At 35.5% G+C, this 21,435-nt stretch carries 26 protein-coding genes; 21 read left to right on the forward strand and 5 right to left on the reverse strand.

Going from position 1 to position 21,435, the window contains the following annotated elements:
* Positions 1 to 469 precede the first annotated feature (469 nt).
* The 7 genes from ctaB to M1D66_RS07760 all read left to right on the forward strand — a co-directional run bounded on the left by ctaB (position 470) and on the right by M1D66_RS07760 (position 7,609).
* Positions 470 to 1,393, forward strand: a complete 924-nt coding sequence (ctaB, locus tag M1D66_RS07730; protein ID WP_001015058.1) for a protoheme IX farnesyltransferase — start codon at positions 470 to 472, stop codon at positions 1,391 to 1,393.
* A gap of 93 nt (positions 1,394 to 1,486) precedes the next feature.
* Positions 1,487 to 2,536 carry a cytochrome c oxidase subunit II gene (gene coxB, locus M1D66_RS07735; RefSeq protein ID WP_000745268.1) on the forward strand — a complete coding sequence of 350 codons (1,050 nt, stop codon included), beginning with the start codon at positions 1,487 to 1,489 and terminating at the stop codon, positions 2,534 to 2,536.
* 60 nt (positions 2,537 to 2,596) lie between these two features.
* Positions 2,597 to 4,432, forward strand: coding sequence for a cytochrome c oxidase subunit I (gene ctaD, locus M1D66_RS07740; protein WP_153579316.1), 1,836 nt, complete (start codon positions 2,597 to 2,599; stop codon positions 4,430 to 4,432).
* Positions 4,432 to 5,055, forward strand: coding sequence for a cytochrome c oxidase subunit III (gene ctaE, locus M1D66_RS07745; RefSeq protein WP_000557861.1), 624 nt, complete (start codon positions 4,432 to 4,434; stop codon positions 5,053 to 5,055). Before ctaD ends, ctaE begins: the two co-directional genes overlap by 1 nt.
* A 3-nt stretch (positions 5,056 to 5,058) precedes the next feature.
* On the forward strand, positions 5,059 to 5,391 hold the full coding sequence (ctaF, locus tag M1D66_RS07750) for a cytochrome c oxidase subunit IVB (protein WP_000985706.1): 333 nt from the start codon (positions 5,059 to 5,061) through the stop codon (positions 5,389 to 5,391).
* Positions 5,392 to 5,471: 80 nt separating this feature from the next.
* Positions 5,472 to 6,377, forward strand: a complete 906-nt coding sequence (gene ctaG / locus M1D66_RS07755; RefSeq protein ID WP_000069026.1) for a cytochrome c oxidase assembly factor CtaG — start codon at positions 5,472 to 5,474, stop codon at positions 6,375 to 6,377.
* A gap of 233 nt (positions 6,378 to 6,610) precedes the next feature.
* Positions 6,611 to 7,609: a formamidase gene (locus tag M1D66_RS07760; protein ID WP_242555094.1), complete on the forward strand. Its 999-nt coding sequence runs from the start codon at positions 6,611 to 6,613 to the stop codon at positions 7,607 to 7,609.
* Between the two features lie 46 nt (positions 7,610 to 7,655).
* Here M1D66_RS07760 and M1D66_RS07765 read toward each other — a convergent pair whose 3' ends face one another.
* Positions 7,656 to 8,021, reverse strand: a complete 366-nt coding sequence (locus M1D66_RS07765) for a YugN family protein (protein WP_001160947.1) — start codon at positions 8,019 to 8,021, stop codon at positions 7,656 to 7,658.
* A gap of 204 nt (positions 8,022 to 8,225) precedes the next feature.
* Here M1D66_RS07765 and M1D66_RS07770 point away from each other — a divergent pair, with 204 nt between their 5' ends.
* The 6 genes from M1D66_RS07770 to M1D66_RS07795 all read left to right on the forward strand — a co-directional run bounded on the left by M1D66_RS07770 (position 8,226) and on the right by M1D66_RS07795 (position 11,751).
* Positions 8,226 to 9,260, forward strand: coding sequence for a CAP domain-containing protein (locus M1D66_RS07770; RefSeq protein WP_000735378.1), 1,035 nt, complete (start codon positions 8,226 to 8,228; stop codon positions 9,258 to 9,260).
* A 187-nt stretch (positions 9,261 to 9,447) separates the two neighbouring features.
* Positions 9,448 to 9,885, forward strand: a complete 438-nt coding sequence (locus M1D66_RS07775; RefSeq protein WP_001143346.1) for a YlbD family protein — start codon at positions 9,448 to 9,450, stop codon at positions 9,883 to 9,885.
* A gap of 11 nt (positions 9,886 to 9,896) precedes the next feature.
* Positions 9,897 to 10,142, forward strand: coding sequence for a YlbE-like family protein (locus M1D66_RS07780; protein WP_001200990.1), 246 nt, complete (start codon positions 9,897 to 9,899; stop codon positions 10,140 to 10,142).
* A gap of 76 nt (positions 10,143 to 10,218) precedes the next feature.
* A complete protein-coding gene (locus M1D66_RS07785) occupies positions 10,219 to 10,791 on the forward strand; it encodes a histidine phosphatase family protein (RefSeq protein WP_000134946.1) in 573 nt (190 codons plus the stop codon).
* Between the two features lie 114 nt (positions 10,792 to 10,905).
* Complete coding sequence (locus M1D66_RS07790; protein WP_000634366.1) at positions 10,906 to 11,358, forward strand: YlbF/YmcA family competence regulator; 453 nt, start codon at positions 10,906 to 10,908, stop codon at positions 11,356 to 11,358.
* 126 nt (positions 11,359 to 11,484) lie between these two features.
* Entirely contained in the window at positions 11,485 to 11,751 is a 267-nt protein-coding gene (locus M1D66_RS07795) for a YlbG family protein (RefSeq protein WP_002082261.1), read from the forward strand.
* Between the two features lie 54 nt (positions 11,752 to 11,805).
* On the opposite strand, the gene M1D66_RS07800 is transcribed toward M1D66_RS07795, so the two are convergent.
* The gene (locus M1D66_RS07800) at positions 11,806 to 12,195 is read right to left on the reverse strand and encodes a DUF7147 family protein (protein ID WP_000616017.1); all 390 of its coding nucleotides are present in this window, start codon (positions 12,193 to 12,195) and stop codon (positions 11,806 to 11,808) included.
* Between the two features lie 498 nt (positions 12,196 to 12,693).
* Between M1D66_RS07800 and rsmD the strand changes: the two genes are divergently transcribed.
* Both rsmD and coaD read left to right on the forward strand, forming a co-directional pair.
* Positions 12,694 to 13,260 (forward strand): 16S rRNA (guanine(966)-N(2))-methyltransferase RsmD, encoded by a 567-nt coding sequence (gene rsmD, locus M1D66_RS07805; protein ID WP_001266978.1) that lies wholly within the window; start codon positions 12,694 to 12,696, stop codon positions 13,258 to 13,260.
* The gene (coaD, locus tag M1D66_RS07810; protein WP_000200601.1) at positions 13,257 to 13,748 is read left to right on the forward strand and encodes a pantetheine-phosphate adenylyltransferase; all 492 of its coding nucleotides are present in this window, start codon (positions 13,257 to 13,259) and stop codon (positions 13,746 to 13,748) included. The genes rsmD and coaD overlap by 4 nt, the downstream gene beginning before the upstream one ends.
* On the opposite strand, the gene ylbJ is transcribed toward coaD, so the two are convergent.
* A complete protein-coding gene (ylbJ, locus tag M1D66_RS07815) occupies positions 13,740 to 14,969 on the reverse strand; it encodes a sporulation integral membrane protein YlbJ (RefSeq protein WP_000273082.1) in 1,230 nt (409 codons plus the stop codon). The genes coaD and ylbJ overlap by 9 nt on opposite strands.
* 113 nt (positions 14,970 to 15,082) lie before the next feature.
* Between ylbJ and M1D66_RS07820 the strand changes: the two genes are divergently transcribed.
* Both M1D66_RS07820 and M1D66_RS07825 read left to right on the forward strand, forming a co-directional pair.
* Positions 15,083 to 15,874, forward strand: coding sequence for a patatin-like phospholipase family protein (locus M1D66_RS07820; protein WP_000662588.1), 792 nt, complete (start codon positions 15,083 to 15,085; stop codon positions 15,872 to 15,874).
* A complete protein-coding gene (locus tag M1D66_RS07825; protein ID WP_000476280.1) occupies positions 15,867 to 16,904 on the forward strand; it encodes a SepM family pheromone-processing serine protease in 1,038 nt (345 codons plus the stop codon). Before M1D66_RS07820 ends, M1D66_RS07825 begins: the two co-directional genes overlap by 8 nt.
* A gap of 9 nt (positions 16,905 to 16,913) precedes the next feature.
* Here M1D66_RS07825 and M1D66_RS07830 read toward each other — a convergent pair whose 3' ends face one another.
* The gene (locus M1D66_RS07830) at positions 16,914 to 18,095 is read right to left on the reverse strand and encodes a nucleotidyltransferase (protein ID WP_041184003.1); all 1,182 of its coding nucleotides are present in this window, start codon (positions 18,093 to 18,095) and stop codon (positions 16,914 to 16,916) included.
* 213 nt (positions 18,096 to 18,308) lie between these two features.
* Here M1D66_RS07830 and M1D66_RS07835 point away from each other — a divergent pair, with 213 nt between their 5' ends.
* The 3 genes from M1D66_RS07835 (at position 18,309) to M1D66_RS07845 (ending at position 19,681) form a co-directional block, all read left to right on the forward strand.
* A complete protein-coding gene (locus M1D66_RS07835) occupies positions 18,309 to 18,809 on the forward strand; it encodes a YceD family protein (protein WP_000872149.1) in 501 nt (166 codons plus the stop codon).
* A 61-nt stretch (positions 18,810 to 18,870) separates the two neighbouring features.
* Positions 18,871 to 19,044 carry a 50S ribosomal protein L32 gene (rpmF, locus tag M1D66_RS07840; RefSeq protein WP_001984764.1) on the forward strand — a complete coding sequence of 58 codons (174 nt, stop codon included), beginning with the start codon at positions 18,871 to 18,873 and terminating at the stop codon, positions 19,042 to 19,044.
* 130 nt (positions 19,045 to 19,174) lie between these two features.
* On the forward strand, positions 19,175 to 19,681 hold the full coding sequence (locus M1D66_RS07845) for an RsfA family transcriptional regulator (protein ID WP_000246466.1): 507 nt from the start codon (positions 19,175 to 19,177) through the stop codon (positions 19,679 to 19,681).
* A 33-nt stretch (positions 19,682 to 19,714) separates the two neighbouring features.
* On the opposite strand, the gene M1D66_RS07850 is transcribed toward M1D66_RS07845, so the two are convergent.
* A complete protein-coding gene (locus M1D66_RS07850) occupies positions 19,715 to 20,188 on the reverse strand; it encodes an N-acetyltransferase (RefSeq protein WP_000506696.1) in 474 nt (157 codons plus the stop codon).
* 296 nt (positions 20,189 to 20,484) lie between these two features.
* On the opposite strand from M1D66_RS07850, the gene panE reads away from it, so the two are divergent.
* Positions 20,485 to 21,369, forward strand: coding sequence for a 2-dehydropantoate 2-reductase (gene panE, locus M1D66_RS07855; RefSeq protein WP_002182931.1), 885 nt, complete (start codon positions 20,485 to 20,487; stop codon positions 21,367 to 21,369).
* The last annotated feature ends 66 nt before the right edge of the window (positions 21,370 to 21,435 follow it).

Here is a 21,435-nt window from a genome sequence, read left to right on the forward strand (position 1 = left end):
TTATTGCGAAATATTTTCATTCCATTATGTATAGAATAAAACGCGCTAGTTCCTATGATATATAAAAAATAATAAAATAGCAAAGAAATGGAGGAGGAAGGAAATGGGGAGAAAATAGGTGTAAAAACAGGGTTCCTAAGGAAAATTTTAGGTGAAAAACAGGCTATTTTGAAAAGAAATGGGGAGAATACGTGTTAAATAGGACAAAATAGTTTATTATAGAAGGTAACATCATGTTATGATAAGGACAAGTCAGAATGAAGTTTTTTATATTCGACACAAAAAGTTCATGTTTTCTTCACAAAATGTTCGGGAAATATGATTTAATATATTGGAGTATGAGCGTAGATTAGTAGTAGAATGGGTTAACAATGTTTCTACTGTAATAATATTGCTATATAGAAGCGAATTATTTCATTTGAAATATGCGCAAAAAGAAAGATGAAAGTTTTAAGAGGGGGTTAGAGTGATGAACCATGCAACAAGTGAGCTGCATGATGAGTCCGCTGTTACAAGTGTACCGGAAACAACTCGGTTACAAGATTTAAAAGCACTCGTTAAAATGGGGATTGTAAACTCAAATACACTTACTGTATTTACAGGATTTTGGTTGGCATTACACTTTAATGGATTAAGTGTAATGGACAATCTGGATAAGTTATTCTTTACAATCGTTGGTTCTGGATTAGTTATGGCAGGGGTATGTTGTTTAAACAACTACATTGATCGAGACATCGATCCATTAATGGAAAGAACAAAGACCCGTCCAACGGTTACTGGAAAGTATAAACCAGGATTTGCACTTACATTTGGACTAGTCATATTACTTCTTGGTTTTGTATTTTTATTATTAACAACACCAATGGCAGTCTTAATGGGATTTATTGGTGCTTTCACATATGTTGTTCTATATAGTTTATGGACAAAGAGAAAGTATACACTAAATACTGTTGTAGGTAGTATATCTGGTGCAGTTCCTCCTTTAATTGGATGGGCAGCAATCGATCCATCTTTAGGCCATCCAATTGCTTGGATGTTATTTTTAATTATGTTTATTTGGCAAATCCCACATTTCCTTGCATTAGCAATGAAACGTGTTGATGAATATCGAAATGCAGGAATTCCAATGCTTCCTGTAGTTCATGGATTTGAAATTACGAAACGCCAAATTATGATTTGGACAGTATGTTTATTACCACTACCATTTTATATGAGTGGACTAGGGATAACATTTATGGTAATTGCAACACTGCTTAACATCGGATGGATCGTTTTAGGATTTTATGGCTTCCGTAAGAAAGATGACATCAAATGGTCCGTGCAAATGTTTGTTTATTCCCTAAATTATTTAACAATCTTATTTGTATCAATGATTGTAGTTACATTCTTCTAAGACAACGACATAATTGGATTTCTTTACGTTGAGATTTACTTTACTTAACTATAAAGTACAATCTAATTCACAAGGAAAGTGGGGGTTGTTTGTATGAAGAAACAGTGGCGACTGCTTTCGTTCGTTTCACTGCTGGCTTTACTGTTAGGGGGATGCGGTAAAGCCTTTCAATCTACTTTAATTCCGCAAGGAGAAGTAGCAAAAATGCAATATGATTTACTTCTACTGGCGAGTGCAATCATGGTAGGAGTAGTACTAGTAGTTACTATTATTTTCTTATATGTAATTGTGCGTTTCCGACAAAAGAAAGGTCAGGAAGATTATATTCCAGAGCAAGTTGAAGGGAATCACAAGCTAGAAATTATATGGACAGTTATTCCGATTATTCTTTTACTAATCTTAGCTGTTCCAACAGTTACATATACATTCAAACTTGCTGATGTAAGTGCGATGGAGAAAAAGAATATTGATAAAGATACTATCGTTGTTGATGTAACAGCGAATCTTTATTGGTGGGAATTTTCTTATAAATCAGAAAAGATAGTAACTTCTCAAGATTTGGTCATCCCCACAGGTAAGAAAGTGTATTTAAATTTGAAGGGTGCCGATATTAAACACTCATTTTGGGTTCCATCTTTAGCAGGGAAAATGGATACAAATACAGACAATGTGAACAAAATGTGGTTAAAGGCAGATAAATCGGGCACTTATAATGGTTTTTGTACAGAATTTTGCGGCCCATCACATTCTTTAATGCAATTTAAAGTGAAAGCTTTAGATGAAAGCGAGTACAAAAAATGGCTTGCTGATATGAAGAAGATTGATGGGAAGAAAGAAGTAGCTTCAACAAAGGCGCAAGAGGGCCAAGAAATATTTAATAAAAGCTGTATTGGTTGTCACGCAGTTGGATCTAATGATAGTAGACCACCTTCCGCTCGTATCGCACCAAACTTAGCAAACTTTGCGGATCGCGATATGGTTGCCGGTATTGCCGAAAACAATGAAGAAAACTTAAAAAAATGGCTGAAAGATCCTGAAAATATGAAGCCAGGAAACAAAATGACTGGCAAATATGGCAACTTAACGGATGATCAAATTGATGCATTAAATGCATACTTACAAACGTTGAAAGTTGAAAAGTAAAGAGGGATTATTCGCGAAGGGGAGGTTGAAAACGTGAGTTCTGTAGCAAAAAAACAGGGGATGGGTGCTGTCATATGGGATTATTTAACGACAGTAGACCATAAAAAGATTGCCATTCTCTATTTAATTGCAGGTGGATTGTTTTTTGTAATAGGCGGAATAGAAGCTCTATTTATTCGCCTTCAATTAGCGATTCCTAACAACGCTTTTCTTGTTGGGGATGCTTATAATCAAGTATTAACGATGCACGGTACAACAATGATTTTCCTCGCAGCTATGCCACTCGTGTTTGCATTTATGAACGCCGCTGTACCACTTCAAATTGGTGCACGTGATGTAGCGTTCCCGTTTTTGAATTCACTCGGATTTTGGTTATTTTTCTTTGGTGGAGTATTTTTAAATTTAAGTTGGTTTTTAGGTGGAGCACCTGATGCAGGATGGACATCTTATGCATCTTTAGCTTTAGCCTCTAAAGGTCATGGTGTTGATTTCTATGTACTCGGCTTGCAAATCTCAGGTATTGGTACATTAATTGGAGGTATTAACTTCCTTGTAACCATTATTAATATGCGGGCGCCAGGAATGACGTACATGCGTATGCCGATGTTTACATGGACGACATTTGTAACATCTTCGCTTATATTATTCGCTTTTCCGCCGTTAACTGTAGGATTAGGACTTTTAATGTTAGATCGTTTATTTGGAACAAGTTTCTTTAATCCGGCATTGGGCGGGAATACAATTATATGGGAGCATTTATTCTGGATTTTCGGTCATCCAGAAGTATACATTCTTATACTCCCAGCTTTCGGAATATTCTCAGAAATCTTCGCAACATTTTCGAAAAAACGATTGTTTGGTTATTCATCGATGGTGTTTGCGACTGTATTAATTGGATTTTTAGGATTTATGGTATGGGCGCACCATATGTTTACTGTTGGACTTGGTCCAGTTGCTAATGCTATTTTCTCGGTCGCAACAATGGCGATTGCGGTTCCGACTGGTATCAAAATATTCAACTGGCTCTTTACAATGTGGGGCGGAAGTATTCGTTTTACGACACCAATGATGTGGGCAGTAGCTTTCATTCCATCATTCGTAATGGGTGGAGTTACAGGGGTTATGCTAGCATCTGCACCAGCTGATTATCAATTTCATGATAACTATTTCGTAGTAGCGCATTTTCATTATGTAATCGTTGGCGGTGTTGTATTTGGTTTACTTGCAGGGGCCCATTATTATTGGCCACTGATGTTTAATAAAGTATTAAATGAAACATTAGGAAAGATAACGTTTTGGCTATTCTTTATCGGCTTCCATTTAACGTTCTTTATTCAGCATTTCCTTGGCTTGATTGGTATGCCACGCCGTTACTACACATATCTTGAAGGGCAAGGGTTGGAAATGGGGAATATGATTAGTTCCATCGGAGCGGTGTTTATGGCTCTTGGAACGATTGTTCTTCTATTCAATGTAATTAAAACGACAGTATCAAAAGAAAAAGCTGGTCGTGATCCGTGGGATGCACGTACATTAGAATGGACAATGCCAGCACCGACACCAGAATATAACTTTAAACAATTACCATTTGTTCGCGGATTAGATCCGTTTTGGATTGAAAAACGTGAAGGTAATAAAGAGATGACAGCAGCGGAACCAGTTGGTGATATTCATATGCCAAATCCTTCGTTTTCACCATTTGTCATTTCTTTCGGATTGTTTATAGCGGCATTTGGTGCGATGTATATGCAGGGCGGAAAAGATAAGTTCTGGTTATTAGTAGCAATTATTGGTTTAATCATTACATTTGGCGCAATGTTCCTACGTTCAGTAATTGATGATCATGGGTATCATATTCATAAAGAAGATTTAGAGGATAAGGGGGGCAAGGCATAATGCATGTAGATGAAAAATTAACGAATGAAACATTTCCAGCAGAGCCTGAAAAAGCAACCCTTGAAGGGAAAAATAAGTTTGTCGGTTTTTGGTTATTTCTTGGAGGCGAAACAGTGTTGTTCGCTTCCTTATTCGGAACATATTTAGCGTTAAAGAATTCTACAAATGGTGGACCAACATCTCAAGAGATGTTCCAAATGCCACTCGTTTTCATTATGACGATGCTTTTATTAACGAGTAGCTTAACGAGTGTATATGCGATGTATCACATGAAAAACTTTAACTTTAAGAAAATGCAGCTTTGGTTACTAGTAACAGTATTGCTAGGTTTAGGGTTTTTAGGGTTTGAGATATATGAGTTTTATCATTATACACATGAATTTAAGCATACTATGAGAAGTAGTGCGTTTGGCTCTGCGTTTTATGCTCTTGTTGGTACACATGGACTCCACGTATTGTTTGGGTTATGTTGGATTCTAACATTAATCTTTAGAAATGCGAAGAGAGGTCTAAATTTATACAATGCACCGAAGTTTTATGTTGCATCGATTTATTGGCACTTTATTGACGTAGTTTGGGTGTTTATTTTCACTGTAGTATATTTAATGGGAATGGTGGGATAAACAATGGCGATAAAGCAAACGAATAATCCTAAAGTTGATCTTGTTTATCGGAAGAGAAAAAGTGCGGAGGAAATGAGGCATCAAGTTATTACGTTTGCATTAATGATTTTTTTAACATTAGTTGCATTTGTAGCGGTGGCGTATCCAAAAACTTTTAGTCCGATTTTCTCTGTACCGTTTATTTTACTATTAGCAGTGGTACAAGTAATTTTTCAATTGTATTATTTTATGCATATGAGTCATAAAGGACATGAAGCAGCAAGTTTCTTTCTTTACTCTGGTCTGCTAATAGGGTTAATTACAATTTTAGCTTTTATGACAATCGTGTGGATTTGAAAAGTGAAAAATAAGGGAGCTTGTGTTGTCACAGCTCCCTCTTCATATTATGAGATAACCTTACGAAGGTAGGTGTGAAAATGAGTAACTTGTGGATATTTGGTTTTCAGGCTTTATGGAGTCCAATCTTTTTATTATTTATGCTTTCGATTCTTATTGGGTACTTCTTAATTATTGGGCCATATAGAATGCGATTTGAAAATGCGACGAAGGTAAGTAAGAAGCAAATTTTTTATTTTACGACTGGTATTGTTCTTTTGTATTTTGTAAAGGGAGGGCCTATTGATTTAATTGGCCATATTATATTTAGTGCTCATATGTTTGAAATGGCAGTCATGTATATTGCAGTTCCACCGTTACTGTTGCTTGGTATACCAATTTGGTTATATCGTTACATTACTTCTTTTAAGTTTGTTCAAATTATATTAAAGGTATTTGCTAAACCACTTATTGCGTTATTTGTATTTAACGGCCTGTTTTCTTTTTATCATTTACCAGTTGTTTTTGATACGGTAAAACAAAGTCAAATAGCTCATCCTATTTGTCTCGCTATATTGTTTTTTACAGCAATCATGATGTGGTGGCCGATGTTAAATCCATTACCAGAATATCAAACATTAAGTGATATAAAGAAACTTGGTTATATGTTTGCTAATGGCATATTATTAACGCCTGCTTGTGCGTTAATCATTTTTGCGACAGCCCCGTTATTTGCAACGTATACGGATCCGGCTGCTTGGATGAAAGCGATGGAACTATGTGTACCAGCTGGCACTTTATCAGATTTAAATATAACGGGACCAGAATTTTTGCACTGGATGCCAGTCGTACAAGACCAGCAAACTGGTGGTATCATAATGAAAATTGTCCAGGAAATAGTGTACGGTACAATTATAGGCTATGTATTCTTTAGGTGGGCACGTAGAGAACGTGAAAAGGATAAGGAGCAGTTGCAACAATTGCCGCCGTATTTACAGACTAAGTAAAAAAGTGTATGGGATTCCATGCGCTTTTTCTTTTTAGTTTTAGCTACTTTAAAAAAGATTGAATTTTCTAACTTTTTGTGTTAAGTTAGTGTAGGCGTGTACTAAAAGTGGAGATAAAATTTACTACTAGCTTTCATGCGTAATAATTCCATATGTAGTGCAAGGTTTTTAGAGAGTTACAAATATATATTGTTATCTTTAATAAACACGAACTATTTTAAGGGGGAGTTTAAATGGGTAGTAGTGGAAGTATGGTAAAGCCGATTAGTGGTTTTTTGACAGCACTAATTCAATATCCAGTACCAGTAGTAGAATCGCGTGCAGACATTGATAAACAAATTCAACAAATCATAAAAACAATTCATTCGACCAAATCAGGTTACCCTGGTTTAGAATTGATAGTATTTCCTGAATATAGTACACAAGGGCTCAATACAAAAAAATGGACTACAGAAGAATTTTTATGCACAGTGCCTGGGCCAGAAACAGACTTATTTGCTGAGACATGTAAAGAATCTAAAGTATATGGTGTTTTTTCAATAATGGAGAAAAATCCTGATGGTGGAGAGCCATATAATACAGCAGTTATTATTGATCCACAAGGTGAAATGATTTTGAAGTATCGTAAGCTAAATCCTTGGGTGCCAGTCGAGCCTTGGAAAGCTGGAGATTTAGGCTTACCTGTTTGTGATGGACCTGGAGGAAGTAAATTAGCTGTTTGTATTTGTCATGATGGCATGTTCCCTGAAGTAGCTCGTGAAGCGGCCTATAAAGGTGCAAATGTCTTAATTCGTATTTCTGGATATAGTACACAAGTTAGTGAACAATGGATGCTAACCAATCGTTCAAATGCATGGCAGAATTTAATGTATACATTGTCGGTAAACTTAGCGGGTTATGATGGCGTATTTTATTACTTTGGTGAAGGACAAGTATGTAATTTTGATGGGACTACTTTAGTACAGGGACATCGAAATCCTTGGGAGATTGTTACTGCTGAAGTATATCCAGAACTAGCAGATCAGGCTAGATTAGGATGGGGATTGGAAAATAATATATATAATCTAGGTTCAAGAGGATATGTAGCAACTCCTGGTGGGGTGAAAGAAAATCCATATACGTTTGTAAAAGATTTAGCTGAAGGTAAATATAAGGTTCCTTGGGAAGATGAGATTAAAGTAAAAGATGGATCTATTTATGGATATCCAGTAAAAAAAACGATTCATTCTTAGGGAAGGGAAATAAAACAAGCGCATCATATTGATGCGCTTGTTTTTGTTAATCAATAATTTGAAATTCTTTTAACTCTTTTTCGACATTTTGTAGGAGTTGTTCGCTTTTTTGAAGTACATTCGTTGGGAAAGTCTCATCATCACCATATTCAACGCCGTGAGGATAATAATGTTTTCCTAATAAGGGGGGAAGTAGTTTTACTTCAGCGTGTCTACTGCCAATGTCACCTTCAACAGCAACTCCTTGCACTCGTAAATAATAAACATCCTTTAATATTTCAAATTTATAATCGTATGTAACTCGCTCATAATCCCACTGTCCGGCAAGTACGAAGTGGTTGTTTTCCATGATTTCAGTTAAAAGAGTTAATTCAACGACGGCTCCATTAAATTTCGTATTTGTAAATTGCATATAATACCTCCTTTTTTAATGTTACACCATTATTTTTATAATAGTATGAATAATAAGAAAGTGCAATTCATATTGAGAGAAAAGGGATAATCCAGACTTTTTTCACAAAAATATGATATAGTGAAAAGAGTACGGTACACACAAAAAGAAAGAAAAGGATTTGTGTATATCTCAATTTTATGTTTTGTTCAGGAGGTATATCGTTTGAAGAAATTATTGCGTATCGTAATGATTACATTTTTAATTTTAGCTGTTGATTTATACGGGAAATTACTCGTTTCACAATATATATTAACCCCATCTCAATCAAAGCAAGAAAATAAAATTGTGAAAAAGAAAAAGCAAATTAAGGAAGACTCCTCAGACACTGTTTTAAATATGATTGGTGAAGACTCTGAAAACTTATTAGCGAAGTGGGGAGAACCCTCTCGAATAGAGCCATCTGCATACGGATATGAATGGTGGGTATACAACCAGGATTTAACTCAGTATGTTCAATTTGGAGTTTCTGAACGTAAAGTTGTAACGGCATACGCAGCTGGTGAACAAGTTAAGGTTCCACCTTATTATATAAATGAAAAATATGAAGAAGTATATAAAAAAAGTCCGCTTTCGCATGAAATTTCATTAAAAAGAGGGAAAAATAGTTATCAATTTGAGCTATCTGATACCGAAGTCATGGAACAACCGTTAATACCTGTAGAAGATGGATGGGCGCAATTGTATTTTGATCAATTTACACATGAGCTTGTTGGTGTTCGTTATATGGATGATGAAACTTTATTACGCCAAAGACCGTATCAGCTCGTTTATTCAGGTGAATTAATAGCAGAACAACCATTGACTCCAGAAAAAATAAAACAAGTAGAAAATGGGAATATGCAACAAATTTTTGATTTAACAAATATCATTCGAAGTCGTCATAAATTACCATTATTAACATGGGATCAGGAAACAGCAGATGTTGCTGTTGGTCACAGTAAAGATATGAAAGACAATAATTATTTTTCTCATGACTCACCTACATTAGGTACACTAGGAGATCGTTTGCAGCGCGGGAAAGTAGGATTTCAACTTGCTGGTGAGAACATAGCGGCGCAACATAGTGATGGAATTGCGGCAGTGCAAGGTTGGTTAAATAGTGAGGGGCATAGAAAGAATTTATTAAATGAACAATTTACAGGATTAGGTGTTGGTGTATACGATAAATTTTATACACAAAACTTTATTCGAAAATAAAGTGAAATTGTAAGCGGTGGGGTGTTAACATCACCAAATTAGTTACTTCGTATTCACTGAATTGTAGGTGGGAATCTGACCGTATGCAAATAGCAGAAAAAAAGGTGCATGAATCGTCTAAAAATAGGCGAACCATGCGCCTTTTTTTTCTTACTATATAGTAGATATACATGGAGAGGTGAGGATTATGCCAACAACAAAAGGACCGTTACATCCATCGGTTCAACAGTTTAAAGAATTTGTAAACCATCACCCTAAAATGGTTCATGAGGTTAGAAGTGGTCATAAAACATGGCAACAATTTTATGAAGAATGGTACTTACTTGGTGAAGAAGATCCAATATGGGCAACTTATAGACCGGATGGAGCGCCTGCGTTTTCTTCGGTAAAAGAAAATAAAAAAGAAAAAGATAATCGAACTGAAGAGGAAAAAACTGCTGATGTGATGGGGCAAATGCTTTCTTTTTTTAAAAAGTTGGACGTGGAACAAATGCAGAACCATTTAGCCAATGTGACGAGTGCAATTGGGAGCGTGCAACAAGTTATTCAGCAATTTCAAGGTAACCGTACGCAGCAAGAGCAAAGTACTTCAGAAAATAACCCGTTTTTCTTTCAAAAGGATTAGGGGGAAGGATGATGAGAGCAGAAATTATGGAGTTTATAAAGGCTGATGAGGATTTATCTCGCTATATTAGAGAGCAACCGTACTGGTATAGAAAATTAACAAGAAATCCTGAAGAAAAAGAGGCTTTTGAGTTAGCGGCGATGCAACATTTCAAAAAAACAATACCAGATAAAGTGGAAAAGTTTCAAAATCAATTGGCCGTTGCTTCGATCATGATTGATATGTTTCAGTATATGAAGCAACAAAATGCAACCTAATTGGAAGTGAAAAATATGTCCGTCATGCAGAACTTTTGTTACAATAGAGGTTGATTATTTAAAAAGGAGTTGCAGCATGACGGAAATTTGTTTAGTACGACATGGACAAACTGATTGGAATTTTCAAGAAATTATTCAGGGGCGAGAAGATATTCCGCTTAATGAAGTTGGTAAGAAGCAAGCGAGTCAAAGTGCAGCTGCTTTACAAGAAGAAACGTGGGATATCATTATAAGTAGCCCGTTAATTAGAGCACAAGAAACGGCTAATGAAATTGCAAAGACAGTTGGATTACAATCGATTTTATTAGATGAGCGATTTGTTGAACGGAATTTTGGAGAAGCTTCAGGGAAGCCGGTTGCGGCTGTTAGAGAGTTGATTGCTGAAGGTAAAGTAGAAGGTATGGAGCGAGATGAAGAGATTGTAGCTCGTTGCTTTGCTGCTTTAGAAGATGTTGCGACAACTCATTTTGGCAAACGTATTATTATTGTTGCTCACTCACACGCGATAAAAGCGATTTTACATGCCATTGAACCAGATGAAATTACATTTAAGACACCATTAAAAAATGCGTGTATTAGTTATGTGAAACAAAATAGTGGAAAGTGGGATGTTCTTAAATATAATATAGCGGAACATATTAATGTATAAGTGTGTACGGATATAGTGTAAAAATAGTTTCATTATATCTTTCTTTTGAGTAAGTCACTTCAATTAGTAGTTCTAATCTAAATGTGGTATGATGGATACTCGGAGGTGTCTCTCATGATTGTAGCGACGCTAGAAAGCGTATTAATATTAGATAAGGCAGAGCAGCTTGCAAAAGCGATTATCTGTTCAGATATAGCAGAAGATTATCGTAAGTATTATAGAGAATTACATGAAGATATGGAACTTCAGACGCTCATTCAGCAATTTACAGCGATGAAAGAACGGTATGAGGAAGTACAGCGTTTTGGAAAATACCATCCTGACTATACTACCGTGTCAATGAAAATGAGAGAATTAAAGCGTTCTGTGGACTTACATGATAAGGTTGCAGCTTTTAAAAGAGCAGAAACTGCTTTGCAGAAGTTATTAGACGAAGTTAGTGTAGCAATCGGTTCGGAAGTGTCTTCTTCCATTAAAGTGCCAACAGGAAATCCATTCTTTGATGCTGGTGGCTGTGGTGGAGGTTGTGGTACTGGCGGAGGTTGTGGTTGTAAAAAAACGGGGTGATGTGCCCCGTTTTTTAGAAGTTGGAAGAAAACGTATACAGAGTTTGTCCTGTAATGTTATAAATTTCTGATTGGTTTTCATAGAATATAAAATATATGTTTTTAAAAGGAGAAGATGGAGAAGATTATGTTCGGGCAACGACAAAGTATGATTGTTTATTTACATTCATTGAAACATGCCAAGATTTTAAGGAAATATGGTAACATACATTACATATCAAAACGATTGAAATATGCTGTAGTATATTGTGATATGGAACAAATTGAGCATATGATGCATAAGTTGAACAAACTTCCTTTTGTGAAAAAGATAGAACAGTCGTATCGCCCGTATTTAAAAACGGAATTTGAAAATTCCCGTCCTGATCGAGCAAAAGAATACGATTATAGCTAATAGAAAAAATCCCCGGCTAAATTTAGCTGGGGATTTTTCACTTGAAATAACGTGTTATTTCATCGGAGGAATGAAATTGTTCATTCGTAAAATACCAATTAAATGATTAAAAAATAGTTCTTTTTCTGGGAAAGTTGTAGATGGTTTTACAGTAAAGGTAGCCACTTTTTTTCCGAGTTGTTCTGCCGTTTCTTCAAATAAAATGACACGTTTACTTTTTTTATTTTCAAATACAGGAATGCCTTCACGACATATGTATAATGGTTGGAAATCACCAGTAGTAGTTGGTTTTAATATTACAACAAGCGAACATACTTTTTTATCGTTTTTTATCGTTTCAAATTGTAACATATGTGCTATACGTTCTTGATTTGTTTTGGCAATTTCAAGTAATTCATATAAGTCAGAGTAGCCTTCTCCAAGTTCTATAAAGCGTTGAATCATATCTTTTCCTCCTCTTTCTTTTACTGTACCATTTCACTTTTTAAATGAAAAGCACACAAAGAAAAAAAACCCTGCATAGCAGGGCCCTTCTTATACTAGCATGTACTAGTAAGAAGGCAAAGGGAGAGGAGAAACCGGAGGAAGAACTTATGGGGAAACGTAAGTCTTCTCCGCGGTTGGCAACAACATCGAAGGTGATGTTGTTATAATTATTTATGTCCAATCTAAATAAAGATATACATAATGAAATTAAATTTTATGTTGGGCTTTTTATTTTTCTTTTTTTTATTTTGTGATAGGATAAAAAAGATAAAGTGGAACTAATATACATATTGGGTTCATATTAGTGAATGATGAGATGAATACATAAAAATAACGAGAGGTTATTTGAGGCCGAGTTTTCCTATAGTTAGGTGAATGTGGTTTGTTAACGGTTACCGAAGTGGGAATGGCTTTCTATAATCGCTCGATAGATTGAAATAAAGGTAGTGACAACAGATGAGAGTAGTTTCAGGAAAATGTAAAGGACACCCACTTAAAGCGGTTCCTGGTAATACAACACGTCCAACGACAGATAAAGTAAAAGAATCTATTTTTAATATGATAGGTCCTTATTTTGATGGTGGTATCGCCCTTGATTTATTTGGCGGTAGTGGTGGTCTTGGAATTGAGGCATTGAGCAGAGGGATTGATAAAGCAATTTTTGTTGATCGGGATAGTAAAGCGATAAAAGTAATTCATCAAAATTTAGAAAGTTGTAGAGTACAGGAACAAGCTGAAGTATATCGAAATGATGCTGAACGTGCAGTAAAGGCGCTAATAAAACGTGAAATGTCATTCGATCTTATATTGATAGATCCTCCATATAAAGAGCAAAAAATTGTATCTTTAATTAGTATAATGGATCAACATGGATTGCTACATAGTGATGGATTAATTATGGCAGAGCATGGTAATGATGTAGTTTTACCTAATTCAATAGGAAGGCTTGTAAAAGTACGAGCTGAGAATTATGGGATTACTGCAATATCGATTTATAAGTATGAAGGTGAGGGGACAGAATGACAAGTATAGCTATTTCTTCAGGAAGTTTTGATCCAATTACCCTTGGGCATCTGGATATTATTAAAAGGGGAGCAAAAGTATTTGATGAGGTGTACGTAGTCGTTTTAAACAATTCATCAAAAAAACCATTCTTTTCAGTTGAAGAGCGATTAGAATTAATTCGAGAAGCGACAAAGGATATCCCGAATGTAAAAGTAGATTCGCATAGTGGGCTATTAGTAGAGTATGCAAAAATGCGTAATGCAAATGCAATATTACGTGGTTTACGAGCAGTTTCTGATTTTGAATATGAGATGCAAATTACTTCTATGAATCGAAAATTAGATGAAAATATTGAAACATTTTTTATTATGACAAACAATCAATATTCATTTTTAAGCTCGAGTATTGTAAAAGAAGTTGCGAGGTATGGAGGAAGTGTAGTAGATCTTGTACCTCCTATTGTAGAACGTGCTTTAAAAGAAAAGTTTCAAACCCCGTTAAAGTGAACGGGGTTTTTCTTTATATGTGCGCAAAAATAATAAAATAACATATAAGTATAGACAAAATAATGTGAAAATTGGTCCATAATGTATAAAAGATGTCCAAATTTCATGTAGTATAGAAGGATGCTCGGATAAAAATACAGGAATATCTTTTGGCATAGGCGAGAAAGAACTCACTTTCTCATAAAATGGTGTCCAAAATACAAATGTAAAAATAGGGGCAAGAATACTTTGAATAATTCGTGCGAAAAAATAGGGTTTAAATCGGATATCTGTTTCAGCTAATATGCTAGCAACTTGTGCCTGAATAGAAAGACCACTAAATGCTAAAATGAAGCTTGTTACCATAGCTTGTTGTAAGAGCGGTGTTTCATTTATTTGACTAATCATTTGGCTTCCGAGTGTCATTTCGAAAATACCTGATAATATAGGTATACTAAAATCTGTACTTAGTTGGAAGAATGATAAAATATGTTGCATAATAAAAGAAAGAGCTGCTGTAATGTGAAATACAGTAATCATTTTATTTAACACAGAGAATAAAATAATAAATCCGCCAATCATAAGTAATGTTTGAATAGAAGAAACAATGGCATCCCCAAGTAATTTACCAATTGGTCTTTTTTCTTGTAAGCGTGTCTCGTGAAGGATTAAAAAAGGGTTTTGAAAGCGACGTTTTTTTGTAGTGTGTGTATTAATTTTGTAAGCGGTATTATCGCCGTAAAAACGCATAATTAATCCGACAGCAAAGTTACTGAAATAATGGGCAGCGGCTAATATAATTCCTAATTTCGGATTATTAAAAAAACCGATAGACACAGCACCGAAAATAAAAAGTGGATTAGAAGAATTTGTGAAAGAAACGAGGCGCTCCGCTTCAATCTGAGTTAAAAGATTGCTTTTTCGTAGTCTAGCGCTTAATTTGGCGCCTGCAGGGAAACCAGAAGCCATTCCCATCGCCCAAACAAATCCGCCTATCCCTGGAACGCGAAAAAGTGGGCGCATGAGTGGTTCTAATATAACGCCAATAAATTTTACAACACCGATACTAATTAGAAGTTCCGCAATGATGAAAAACGGTAGTAGTGAAGGGAATACAACTTCCCACCATATATTTAACCCGCGAATAGAAGCTTGCAAAGCGGCTTGGGGGTGGAGTACAAGAGAAAAGGTTAAAAATAGCGTTGATATGGTAAGGAAAGCGGTTTTCCATTTTTCATACATGTAAGTAAATCCCCCTTTGTCCCAAAAAACGTTCATTTCAGTATACGTGGATACGTAGTGAATTTAGACCATAAGTATGAAAAAGGAATGAAAAAAATTAAAGGGTGAGAAAAATGAAAGAACCAAAGATTGGTTTAGCACTTGGGTCTGGAGGAGCGAAAGGGTTTGCTCATATTGGTGTAATAAAGGTTTTAAGGGAAGCGGGTATCCCTATTCACATGATTGCAGGAAGTAGTATGGGGGCGCTAATAGGTACGTTTTATGCGGCAAGTAGTAACGTTGAAAGATTGTATAAATTGGCATCTGTTTTTAAGCGGAAGTATTATTTAGATTTCACGGTACCGAAAATGGGATTTATTGCTGGAAAACGTGTCAAAGATATGATTAAAATGTTTACATATAATAAAAATTTAGAAGAGTTAGATATCCCGACGGCTGTTGTGGCTACTGACATATTGAAGGGGGAAAAAGTGGTTTTTACAAGTGGGCCAGTTGCAGATGCGGTGAGGGCTAGCATATCTGTTCCTGGAGTGTTTGTACCAGAAAAAATAGATGGAAGATTATTAGTGGATGGTGGAGTCATTGATCGCATCCCAGTATCGGTTGTGAAAGAGTTAGGGGCCGATATTGTTATCGCTGTTGATGTATCTCCAATTAAGGTAAATGGCGATGTTACGTCCATTTATGACGTAATCATGCAAAGTATTGAAATTATGCAGCATGAGCTTGTAATGAATCGGCAAATTGCATCGGATTTAATGATGCGACCAGCTGTAGAGCAATTTAGTTCACGTGCTTTTACAAACATTGAAGACATTATTCGAGTTGGAGAAGTAGAAGCAGAAAAACATATTTCAAATATTTATTTATTAATTGAGCAGTGGAAGGAGAAACATAATGTTTAAGCGTTTTCGGTTTATATATGCAATCTTAATAGGGGTTATATTGGCGATGTTACTTGTTTACGTACGTTTACCGTATTATATAACAAAACCAGGAATGGCTGCCAAATTAGAGCCTTATGTTCAAGTTGAGGGTGGAACGAAAGAATCTGGTGATTTTATGCTTGTTACGGTTTCAATGGGACCAGCAAATGTGGTGAATTTAATAGCGGCACAGTTTAATAAATATACACATATTTCGAAAGCGGAAGAAATATTGCAAAAAGGTGAGAGTGATGAAGAATATCAATTTCGCCAAAATTATGCGATGAAAGATTCACAAAATGCAGCAATTTATAATGCATATAAACGTGCAAATCGCTCAGTATCTTTTGAAAATAAAGGTGTATTAGTTGCTGGTGTGGCAAAAGGAATGCCGTCAGAAGGAAAGCTTAAGCTTGGTGATGTTATTATAGCTGTTGACGGAAAAACGTTTGAAAAGACGGAGCAATTTATTGAATATATGACAGGGAAAAAAGAAAACGATGCTGTAAGTATTGAGTACATGAGAAATGGAAAACAATTGAAAGAGAATTTAAATGTAAAGACGATTCCTAATGGGAATGGACGTGTCGGTATAGGTGTTTCTATCGTTACGGAAAGAGAATTGGTGGTCGATCCGAAAGTGAAAATTAATTCTCATGAAATTGGTGGACCATCCGCAGGTTTAATGTTCACATTAGAAATATATAATCAACTTGTGGAAGAAGACTTAACGAAAGGACATGAAATAGCTGGAACAGGTACAATTAATGAAAAAGGAGAAGTGGGCCCGATTGGTGGTATAAATCAAAAAGTGGTGGCTGCTAGCGATGCTGGGGCTGAAGTGTTCTTTGCGCCAAATGAAAAAGGTGCGGAGAAATCGAACTATAAAGATGCACTTGAGACTGCAAAGGATATTAAAACAAAAATGAAAATTGTACCAGTGGATACGCTGGATGATGCGTTAACATATTTAGAAAAGATGGATAAGGAAAAAACCTCTCTGAAATAGAGAGGTTTTTTATAGGAATTTTGTAGTTGTTTCATCATAGCGAATAGGATGGTGTGTTATATCCTGTTTTAATAGTTGTGTGCGTAACGGTTCGTGCATGATGGAGAAATATACAGAGTTTGCTTTTTTCTCTATATCTAAAGCGGCATGGTCGAATGTTTTTGTATGAGTAAGGATTGGAAGTTCGATTTTTTTCTTATTTTTTGAAAGGTAAGTTTGTCCTTTTTGTGACATGCCTAGCAGGCGAATATATGGTGCGTGTTGTTCTATATTTGCACTACGTATATCCTCTTTTGTTGTGTTTGTTAAAATGTGTGTACAAGCTCTTTGTAATCTAGTCCATGTATAACGTTTTGTTTTTAATGCTTCCATGAATGAATAGAAGGAGGAACTGTTTTGTATTTTTGATAAAATACGATGCTCTAAACCTTCTTCTATTTCATATATATGTCGTAAGTCCCCTGGAGACATCGTCATGAGTCTATATTTAAAAAATGAAAAGTATTGTTCCCAATTATGTAATATCCCGTAGTTTTGTTTGTAATTTGCTAAAAGCGAAGTGGTTGCCTGTGGGAGAAAAGGTTCAATTGTTGTAAATGATCCTTCTTCGCTAAAGAGTTGTTTTCGGATGCTTGTCGCGCTAGCAATATGTTGGTCATTAAATGTTTCATCATGATAATGAGAGGCAAATCTTTTTATAGTTTGAGCTTGTATAGAGCTATTTTGTGACAGAATTGCTTTCATATATTGGAAGCCTAAAATATTATTTGGTTGTGACATATCTATGTTTTTTTCAGATGTTAAAATGTGTGAGAAAGCATCCGATGTTGCTTTTGCATAACTATTACCAGCGTCCATGAATTGTTTTACAATGCAGTTAAAAGTCTCTTCTTCGTTTTTTTGTATGGAGATGGTATTATAAAAATTTTCGATTTGTCCATCCTCACTACCGAAACAAATTTCGGAAACACGTAGGGCATTTAAAATGGAAATAGCACCATTTGCGAAGGTTTCAGCCTTTTGTGTTGCAAAGACGTATGGAAGCTCTACAACAAGGTCTACGCCGTTTGCTAAGGCCATTTTAGTGCGATACCATTTGGAAATGAGTGCGGGCTCACCACGCTGTAAAAAAGGACCACTCATAACGGCAATTATTATATCGGATTGTGTTAACTTTTTTGTCTGTTGCACATGATAAAGATGACCGTTATGAAAAGGGTTATATTCAACAACAATACCACCAGCTTTTATGGTAATCTCTCCTTTCGATGTAGCATCTTTTTGAAAAACGTGATACTCTATATATTATTTACTATGATGACTTCATTATAGTGTAAAGAAAAAACATTGACAAATATAAAATGGCTAGCTATAATTTTGTTTGTTGCCTTGAGGTGATATGATATGAAATGGTCCATCCATCAATTGAATAAATTGAGAAATAAAGGATTGACATTGGATGAGATGGTAGATGTAAGTGAGCTAAAAGAGGTCGAGAAAGATATTCGTGAAATTAATCCTGTTCATGTAACGGGAAGAGTTGATTTTGGCTCCGGTAAGTTTACGTTTCATCTACATATAACTGGAAGCATGGTTTTACCATGTTCTCGCTCTTTAGTAGATGTGACATTACCATTTGACATTAAAACAACTGAGGTGTTCCAAACTTCACAAGAAGAATTTGAAACTGAAGCTGAAATTCATTCTTTAGAAGGAGAAGTACTTGACTTACTGCCCGTAATCAAGGAAAATATACTTTTGGAGATTCCAATGCAAATTTTCAGTGATGATGTTTCTGGTGGAGCACCGACGCAAGGTCAAGACTGGCAAGTGATTTCGGAAGAAGACAAAGAAAAGACTGTTGATCCAAGATTGGCAGGACTTGCAAAGTTTTTTGACAAATAATCGGAAGACTGGTTCAGGCCTTCATATGAAAATAACTATTTCTTTTAAGGAGGTGGGAAGAATGGCTGTACCTTTTAGAAGAACTTCTAAAACAGTAAAAAGAAAGCGTCGTACGCATTTCAAATTATCAGTACCTGGTATGGTAGAGTGCCCAAGCTGTGGTGAAGCGAAATTAGCTCACCGTGTATGTAAAGCATGCGGTACTTACAAAGGTAAAGAAGTAATCAGCAAGTAATTGCGGGAAAATAAACGCAGAAGATATATTCTGCGTTTATTTTTTTTTGCCTTAATCTTTAGTTGTTGTATTCTATCTTTTCTAGTAACTGCATATGCTTAATAAAAAATGCATAGGGAGGACTAGAGAGATGGCGACAACAAGACAAGATGCTTGGACTGATGATGAAGATTTGCTTCTGGCAGAAGTAGTACTCCGGCATATTCGAGAAGGTGGAACACAACTTTCTGCCTTTAAGGAAGTGGGGAAAAATTTATCTCGTACACCAGCAGCATGTGGGTTTAGATGGAATTCTTACGTAAGAAAGCAATATAAAGAACGTATTGAGGAAGCAAAGCAACTTCGTAAAGTAGAACATTATGAAGTGAAAGAGGCAAAGGTGTTAGAACCTACGTCAATTACGTTGAATGATGTTATTGATTTCTTGCAAAATTATAAAGATGAAAACTCTTTAACGGTGTTGCAACAACAAGTTGAATCATTACAAACAGAAAGAGAGCGTCTTCTGGAGCGATTATCAGTATATGAAGAAGAGTATAGAACATTACTTGATTATATCGATCAAAAAAGAAGTGTAATGGTAGCGGAAAGAAACAATGCTCGCTCGAATGAGAAGTTAGAGAAGCTTAAGAAATAAAAAACAGCTGTTATACAGCTGTTTTTTTATTTCTTAAGCGGATTCTTCGTTTGTAACCGCATTCAAATTTGTTTCTGGATGCCAAATATAAAAATCACCATCAGTTACTGATACGGGGGTGAAATTTAATTTATCCCAAAAACCAGCTGAATGAATACGTGCTATCGTTTTAATAGGAAATTGCATTTGTTTCGCATGATTTACAAGCATTTGCCCGAATCCTTGTTTTTGAAAAGTTGGTAATACTTCAAGTTTATAAAGTTCTAGGTAAGGACCTGTAATTTCGAATGGTTCTCCGCCGTTTCTTTTCATATATAGACTCATACGTGCGATTAGTGATCCACCATAATAAATGCCGTAAAATGGAGATTCACTGTCGTTTTCAATGATGTTTGCTTGCAATTCTTCCAGCATAGATAGTTCCTGGGCTCCGCACCCTTTAAATTTTTTGAATTCATCTAATGTTTTATAATTGATGAGCAAGCGCTCAACTTTTGGGAATCCCATTACATCACATCCTTTTGTTATCTTGTTGAATGCAGAAAAGTAAAAATATTTACAATAATAGTATAACTCATTTTTTTATTTTTATGAAGAAGATAGTATATTTCTTTTATTATTTTTTTGAGGATTTGCTAAACTAAGAGTATAAGTGTATTAATAGGTAGTATTATACATAGCGAAAAAAGAGAGTGTATTTGTTTGGCAGAGGACAACGAAATTATAGGGCGTGCTCATGTACTTTAAAAAGATATAAAAAGGAGGGGAGGCAAGGGCGCTTAATGTGAATCCCTTGTGTGAAAATGAAAATTGGAATTGTCGGACCAGGTGCTATTGGTCTATTGTATACATTTTATTTACAAAAAAGTAACCAAGATGTTACGTTGTTTACAAGAACGGCTAAGCAGGCTGAAGAGTTGAATGAAACAGGTGTAACTTGTATTAGAGATGGAAGATGTGAAACAGTATATCCATCTGTTTTACCGATAGAAAGTATGGTAGCGCAAAATTTAGATTATATATTTATTTCTGTGAAGCAATATCATATAGATGACGTACTACCGTTTGTGGAAGGGGCATCATCATTAATCTTTTTGCAAAACGGAATGTCGCATCTTCAAAAGATGCTGAAAATAGGGAGTGAAAATATAGCTGTTGGTATTGTAGAACATGGTGCGAAAAAAGAGGGAGGGCATATCGTTCATCATACTGGGATAGGGGTAACAAAATTTGGAGTGGTTTGTGGTCAATCTATACATTTTAAAAAAATATTCCGTTATTTTCCTGTTACTTATTTTCCAGTTCAAATAGAAACGGATTGGGAAGAGATTATGCACAAAAAATTAGTAGTAAATGTATGTATCAATCCATTGACAGCACTATTGGGAGTTAAGAATGGTGAATTAATCACGAATCGTTTTTTTTATCAAATGATGGAGCAAGTGTTTCAGGAGGTCGCATTTCTTATTAGAGGAGAAAAAGAAATGGTATGGCAAATGGTACGAAATGTGTGTGAAGGAACGTCTCGTAATACATCCTCTATGTTAGCGGATGTAAGAGCGAATAGACAGACGGAAATTAATGCGATTGTTGGATATGTATTAGAAGAAGCTAAGAAACAGCAACTACCAGTTCCGACACTTCAATTTTTGTTTGATGCAATAAAAGGGTTAGAAACAAGAGTATAAGTGTTATTCTTTGCTTTTACGTGAAACATTGACTACAATGTGGATTGGTGAGAGAACTGGATACGA

The sequence above is a fragment of the Bacillus sp. PK6-16 genome (assembly GCF_056530295.1).

Excerpts from the sequence above, each read along its gene's own strand:
- ctaB (WP_001015058.1), top strand. The coding sequence starts at position 470 with ATGAACCATGCAACAAGTGAGCTGCATGATGAGTCCGCTGTTACAAGT.
- coxB (WP_000745268.1), top strand. The coding sequence starts at position 1,487 with ATGAAGAAACAGTGGCGACTGCTTTCGTTCGTTTCACTGCTGGCTTTA.
- ctaD (WP_153579316.1), top strand. The coding sequence starts at position 2,597 with ATGGGTGCTGTCATATGGGATTATTTAACGACAGTAGACCATAAAAAG.
- ctaE (WP_000557861.1), top strand. The coding sequence starts at position 4,432 with ATGCATGTAGATGAAAAATTAACGAATGAAACATTTCCAGCAGAGCCT.
- ctaF (WP_000985706.1), top strand. The coding sequence starts at position 5,059 with ATGGCGATAAAGCAAACGAATAATCCTAAAGTTGATCTTGTTTATCGG.
- ctaG (WP_000069026.1), top strand. The coding sequence starts at position 5,472 with ATGAGTAACTTGTGGATATTTGGTTTTCAGGCTTTATGGAGTCCAATC.
- M1D66_RS07760 (WP_242555094.1), top strand. The coding sequence starts at position 6,611 with ATGGGTAGTAGTGGAAGTATGGTAAAGCCGATTAGTGGTTTTTTGACA.
- M1D66_RS07765 (WP_001160947.1), bottom strand. The coding sequence starts at position 8,021 with ATGCAATTTACAAATACGAAATTTAATGGAGCCGTCGTTGAATTAACT.
- M1D66_RS07775 (WP_001143346.1), top strand. The coding sequence starts at position 9,448 with ATGCCAACAACAAAAGGACCGTTACATCCATCGGTTCAACAGTTTAAA.
- M1D66_RS07780 (WP_001200990.1), top strand. The coding sequence starts at position 9,897 with ATGAGAGCAGAAATTATGGAGTTTATAAAGGCTGATGAGGATTTATCT.
- M1D66_RS07785 (WP_000134946.1), top strand. The coding sequence starts at position 10,219 with ATGACGGAAATTTGTTTAGTACGACATGGACAAACTGATTGGAATTTT.
- M1D66_RS07790 (WP_000634366.1), top strand. The coding sequence starts at position 10,906 with ATGATTGTAGCGACGCTAGAAAGCGTATTAATATTAGATAAGGCAGAG.
- M1D66_RS07795 (WP_002082261.1), top strand. The coding sequence starts at position 11,485 with ATGTTCGGGCAACGACAAAGTATGATTGTTTATTTACATTCATTGAAA.
- M1D66_RS07800 (WP_000616017.1), bottom strand. The coding sequence starts at position 12,195 with ATGATTCAACGCTTTATAGAACTTGGAGAAGGCTACTCTGACTTATAT.
- rsmD (WP_001266978.1), top strand. The coding sequence starts at position 12,694 with ATGAGAGTAGTTTCAGGAAAATGTAAAGGACACCCACTTAAAGCGGTT.
- coaD (WP_000200601.1), top strand. The coding sequence starts at position 13,257 with ATGACAAGTATAGCTATTTCTTCAGGAAGTTTTGATCCAATTACCCTT.
- ylbJ (WP_000273082.1), bottom strand. The coding sequence starts at position 14,969 with ATGTATGAAAAATGGAAAACCGCTTTCCTTACCATATCAACGCTATTT.
- M1D66_RS07820 (WP_000662588.1), top strand. The coding sequence starts at position 15,083 with ATGAAAGAACCAAAGATTGGTTTAGCACTTGGGTCTGGAGGAGCGAAA.
- M1D66_RS07825 (WP_000476280.1), top strand. The coding sequence starts at position 15,867 with ATGTTTAAGCGTTTTCGGTTTATATATGCAATCTTAATAGGGGTTATA.
- M1D66_RS07835 (WP_000872149.1), top strand. The coding sequence starts at position 18,309 with ATGAAATGGTCCATCCATCAATTGAATAAATTGAGAAATAAAGGATTG.
- rpmF (WP_001984764.1), top strand. The coding sequence starts at position 18,871 with ATGGCTGTACCTTTTAGAAGAACTTCTAAAACAGTAAAAAGAAAGCGT.
- M1D66_RS07845 (WP_000246466.1), top strand. The coding sequence starts at position 19,175 with ATGGCGACAACAAGACAAGATGCTTGGACTGATGATGAAGATTTGCTT.
- M1D66_RS07850 (WP_000506696.1), bottom strand. The coding sequence starts at position 20,188 with ATGGGATTCCCAAAAGTTGAGCGCTTGCTCATCAATTATAAAACATTA.
- panE (WP_002182931.1), top strand. The coding sequence starts at position 20,485 with ATGAAAATTGGAATTGTCGGACCAGGTGCTATTGGTCTATTGTATACA.